At 30.4% G+C, this 4,885-nt stretch carries 6 protein-coding genes; 4 read left to right on the forward strand and 2 right to left on the reverse strand.

Annotated elements, in window-relative coordinates:
* Positions 1 to 94 (forward strand): IS3 family transposase (locus F5ESL0260_RS09315; protein ID WP_147444110.1); only part of this gene is annotated, 94 nt, incomplete at its 5' end.
* 107 nt (positions 95 to 201) lie between these two features.
* On the opposite strand, the gene F5ESL0260_RS09320 is transcribed toward F5ESL0260_RS09315, so the two are convergent.
* Complete coding sequence (locus tag F5ESL0260_RS09320; protein ID WP_122026724.1) at positions 202 to 459, reverse strand: hypothetical protein; 258 nt, start codon at positions 457 to 459, stop codon at positions 202 to 204.
* A 671-nt stretch (positions 460 to 1,130) separates the two neighbouring features.
* Between F5ESL0260_RS09320 and F5ESL0260_RS09325 the strand changes: the two genes are divergently transcribed.
* Both F5ESL0260_RS09325 and F5ESL0260_RS09330 read left to right on the forward strand, forming a co-directional pair.
* On the forward strand, positions 1,131 to 2,717 hold the full coding sequence (locus F5ESL0260_RS09325; RefSeq protein ID WP_122026725.1) for an ABC transporter ATP-binding protein: 1,587 nt from the start codon (positions 1,131 to 1,133) through the stop codon (positions 2,715 to 2,717).
* 210 nt (positions 2,718 to 2,927) lie between these two features.
* Positions 2,928 to 3,776 carry a helix-turn-helix domain-containing protein gene (locus F5ESL0260_RS09330; RefSeq protein ID WP_122026726.1) on the forward strand — a complete coding sequence of 283 codons (849 nt, stop codon included), beginning with the start codon at positions 2,928 to 2,930 and terminating at the stop codon, positions 3,774 to 3,776.
* A gap of 479 nt (positions 3,777 to 4,255) precedes the next feature.
* Here F5ESL0260_RS09330 and F5ESL0260_RS09485 read toward each other — a convergent pair whose 3' ends face one another.
* On the reverse strand, positions 4,256 to 4,414 hold the full coding sequence (locus F5ESL0260_RS09485) for a hypothetical protein (RefSeq protein WP_158593834.1): 159 nt from the start codon (positions 4,412 to 4,414) through the stop codon (positions 4,256 to 4,258).
* 258 nt (positions 4,415 to 4,672) lie between these two features.
* On the opposite strand from F5ESL0260_RS09485, the gene F5ESL0260_RS09335 reads away from it, so the two are divergent.
* Positions 4,673 to 4,885: hypothetical protein (locus tag F5ESL0260_RS09335; protein WP_147444121.1), on the forward strand; the 213-nt coding region annotated here is incomplete at its 3' end.

The following is a 4,885-nucleotide window of genomic DNA, read 5'->3' on the forward strand; positions in this document are numbered from 1 at the left end:
TTACGTTTACTGGTTCAATCATATTAGAAGATCAAACAAACTAAAATACACGACCCCGATCAAATATCGAAATCGTGCATTGAGTCTTGCGTAATATTAAAATGTCTAACTTTTTAGTTGCACTTCAAATTTGGGGGTATTTTTATGTTTAATTTATCTAAACAAGATAAAATTGAAATCTATCATCTTTGGCAGAGCTAATTAGTTTGCTTTTGCTGATTTTTTGGCATTTCTAAAGAATATTATCCACTCATAAATACATGCAATAACCGCTATTAGATAATCATACCAATGAAAAGCTTTTGAAAAGCCTAATAGAGAGAGAACAAACACGGCAATCAACGCTAAACTAAAAAATATAGGTTTAGCAATCACCATATTATATTTAATAAGCCAAGTATCAATTGGCAGAAGCTCTAAAGCTAAAATAATAATTATTATTACTAAAGTAGTATTCATGTTATAGTCACACCTTTTAAATTATTTTAAAGATAAATAAATACGATTGTTCGTGCAGTCCAGTAAGCGACTGTGCTGTTAAAGTGAAGATATACAAAAAGGCAATCCATTGGATTGCCTAGACGTCTAGTACGCCTCTTTTGCATGCGAAGATCGCACTTTATTTCTCCTACTGAAATTATAGCACAAGAACACATGATAGAATAGTGAAGTACGACTTTCGATCCTCCCCGAAAAAAGGTGATAGCATGGGAAGGATTGTACTTTTATTTCTTCTGAAGTGTTTACTACTAACCAGTCTAACGCCTGCATTGCGCAAGCTAGGACAAGATTTTGATAAATTAGCCAATTTAATCGAAAAGATGCTTCGGTTATTTAAGTAGTAATCAGAAAGAGGTGGGCTTTTGTCCTACCTCTTTTTGATTACTACTTTATTTTTTATGAACCTTTTAAAGTTGCTAGCCACTTGACTTTAGCGCTACTTCAATTAATACACTATGTTGAGTTATTTTGGCATAGGTGAAAGTCGATAGGAAATAAATTCTGTTAGCTTTTGGATTTGTCATATCCACCTTATTTGCGTCAAATATGACAGTTTTATTAATAAAAATAAAAAGGCAATTATATTATTTATATAAATAACGAAGGTTTTTTGAAAGGAAAAGAAAATCATGGTTTATAAATACTATTCGCACTTTAAGTTTTTTTGTTTAAATATTTTTGGATTAATTTCCAGTATGCAGAATATTGTTACAGCATACATTGTTGGTTCGTTAATTAATTTGGCAACGGCTAAAAATTTTGCAGCTATTCCAATCTTTTTTGGTAAAAACATTTTGTTATTGATCTTAATTTTAATCGCCACATTAATTTTTGATTATCTTAAAGCAGACGCTGCTAAGCAGGTCAATACTAAGTTAAGGCTTAAAGTGATGAGGGGTATGCTCTCGGATGAGCAAGAAGATGCTTCTAATTTAGGTTTCTTAACTAATGATTTTAAACTTTTGGAAACAAATCGCTATGATGCTGAAATAGGAATTTTGATTTATTCATACACTGTCGTATTTGCTATGGCATTCGCTTTGTATCTAAATTGGCAGCTTACAATAATATTCTTTATTGGTTCGGTTATACCAACAATTGTTTCCACCTTTTTCCAAAAGCCTATTCAAAATGCTGCAGAAGCTTGGACAAATGCTAATGATAAATATGTTAATCAAACTAAAAATTTGTTATCTGGTACTGCTACCTTTAATTTATATGATAAGCAGGATAATGCAGTTAAACAAAATCAGTATAAAGTTAACCAATTAGAAGAAAAATTAGCCAAGATGAATGTGCTTAATACTAATACCAGTGCTTTTCTTAATGCAATTGCAATTATGGGTACTTATTTATTGCCGTTTGCAATTGGTATTGCATTAGTAATTAAAGGTCAAACTACTTTAGGTGCTCTTTTTGCAATAACGCAATTATCTAATTCATTTGTAAATCCAATTTTACAAATTTTGCAAGAACGAAATAATTTGTCTACTACAAAGCCAATTGTGCGAAAGATAAAGCAATATATACAAAAAGCAGATAATGTGGAGCGTGAACAAACCAACAATCCTACATTTAATGAACTACAAGTGCAAGACCTAGATTTAATGCGTCAGGATAAGGTATTAGCACAACATATTAATCTTGATATTAAGTCTGGCCAAAAAGTTGCGGTCATCGGACCCTCAGGATCAGGGAAATCTACGATGTTACAGTTTCTAATGTATGGTAAGTATGGTAAATCTAAAAAAATTATACTTGATCATAACGAAGTAGCGGCAGGATCGTTTACTAAGTTGTTTGCCTATTCCAGCCAGAGTGCAGTTATTTTTTCTGATACGCTTTGGTTTAATCTAACTCTAGGAGCCAATATAGCTAAAGAAAAAGTTCTTGAGGTATGTCAAGGACTACAGTTAGGACAATTAATTAAAGAAAAGGGATTTGATTATCAATTAGGTGACAATGCAGATCAACTATCTGGTGGCCAATTGTCCAGAATTGAGGTGGCACGGGCTATTTTAGCCAATCGACCAATTTTATTACTGGATGAAATTAATGCTTCACTTGATAAAACTTCATCAAAGGCAATTCACCAATATATTTTTGATTCAAACTTTACTTTTGTTGAAGTTATTCATCATTACGATCCAGAAGAACTGCAAAAGTATGATGTAGTTGTTGATTTTAATCAATACCAATTTGACGATAAAAAATAAGTTGTAAAAGGTTCTAAGAGTACTTACTTGGTTGCGATATTAAATAACATAAAATAAGACATTAGACATTGACAGAATGTAATAACCAATTTTTACCTCAGTATTATATAATTTTTATTTTTAATTTTATGATACTTTTATATTTTTTGATTATAATAAAATCAAAAAGTTTAATATTTGATAGTTAATCAAATAGTTGAGGAAATTAAAATGACAATTGGTGAATTACTAAAAGACTGTCGCATTCAGCAAAGGAAAACACAAAAACAATGGGTTAATGATGTGGTAAGCCCGTCATTTTATGCAAAAGTTGAAAAAAATTTAAGCAGCATTTCAGCAGATAATTTAATTGAACTATTAAACGTTAACAAAATTTCATTAACTGATTTTTTTGGTAAGTTAAACCACCAGGCGAAGACCGTACATGACGAGAACCTAGAGATTGATAGAATGGTTAATGAAGCGTATTATCAAAATTCTGTGCATGATCTGCAGCAAATACGAAATTTTGTTGCAGAAAGTGATTTTCCAAATAAAGAAGATAAATTAGATATAATTGATATCTTTATTGCAATAATTAACAAAAATCTTTCCAGTATTGATAGTGGCGTTATAGATAGATTGAAAGAAAGAACATTTGATGTTTCTCATTTTAATTCTGATAGTTTAAGACTGTACTGCAACCTTATGAGTTTTTATGATTTAGATAGTAATTTATTGATTTCAAAAAGAGTAATACGTCAGTTTATTGGCTCGAGTAGCATTGATATTCAAAAGTTAGTTTTATCTATAATTATTAATATGATGATTTTATGTATTCGTAACAAAAAATTTGAAGAAACAGCATTTTATGTTAGTAGTGAACAACAAATCAAAACAAAACCAGATATATTTTTCTATAAAACTATTGCCCCAGCTTTTGAGAATATAATCAAATATCACTATGATCAAAATTCCAAGTATCTTGATGAAGTACAAACAATAACTAAATGTATAAAAATTGCTGGTATGCCCAGTTATGGTAAAGAGCTTGAAGAATTAATGCTTGCTAATAAATAAGATTTTTAAATGTCATATTAAACCATTAAGAGTTAAATATGACATTTTTTATATGCTTATATAAAATCGTAATAAACTAGGAGTAAATAGAAAGGAGTAAGAAAATTTATTACATAAATTAATTCTTATTAGGCTCAATTTAGATTAATTAGAAACATGGGAAAAATGTTTTGAATAAGTTAAGCAAAGATTTAAAGATTAGGTCTAAAGTAGATGATCATATTTATGAAGCATTTGCAGATGGATTATTTATAAAATTTAGACCAGGGAAAAATTATAAAGATAAGTAAGTTCTCTATAAAGGAGATGGTAGAAAATTTCTTTAGAAGCTGGTATTGTCTTTGGCGATCGAGCTAGACGGAAATGACGCTAACAAAAAACATTATTCAAAAGAGAATAATGTTTTAGAGACTAAATATAAATCAAAGTATTACTCTGCAAAGTAATACTTTTTATGTGCTGCAGATATTATATCATTTTTAGAAGAATTTTGACCACCAGGGTTTTGGGTGGTCTTTATCTTTTTTAGCTAGACGATCTGAAATCTTTTTAAGTTCTTCAACTTTTTTTTCAGCTATTAGCTGTAGCTGTTGCGACTGATCAAGCATTTTCTGGGTTTGATCCAGTGTATTGTGCAATCGAGCTTTCTTGCACTTCTTTGTTTACCGGTAAAAAGATGATTTTTGTTTATCACCTTCTCTGTGATAAGCCTTGCACCCGTAAGAGTGACGATTATTCTATTTCGATTGTCTTTACCGTAAAGATTTCATATGATAGTGGCTAGTTAGCTTCCTTTAATGTGCATTATGCTAGGTTGCCCTGGTACAGTAAAGGTAGCCCTTAATAGACAACTAACCAACTAGCTATTAGAATTTAAGGATAAAGGGGTAATTACAATGAAAATTAACAAAAAATTGTTTATTAGCTTAGTAGCTGGAATATTGACAATAGCATCAATAGCAGCTACTACGACTAATATTGCTCAAGCTCAAACTACTACGTCAAATGTAAATTCTGAGCAAGGCAAGCTAACCTTAAATCATAAGACTCGTGTTTATAACAAAAAGGGTAAGAAAAAATATTCTTATCTTAAAACGAATGGGCTGCTA

The organism is Lactobacillus sp. ESL0260, assembly GCF_003692935.1.
GTDB lineage: Bacteria > Bacillota > Bacilli > Lactobacillales > Lactobacillaceae > Lactobacillus > Lactobacillus melliventris.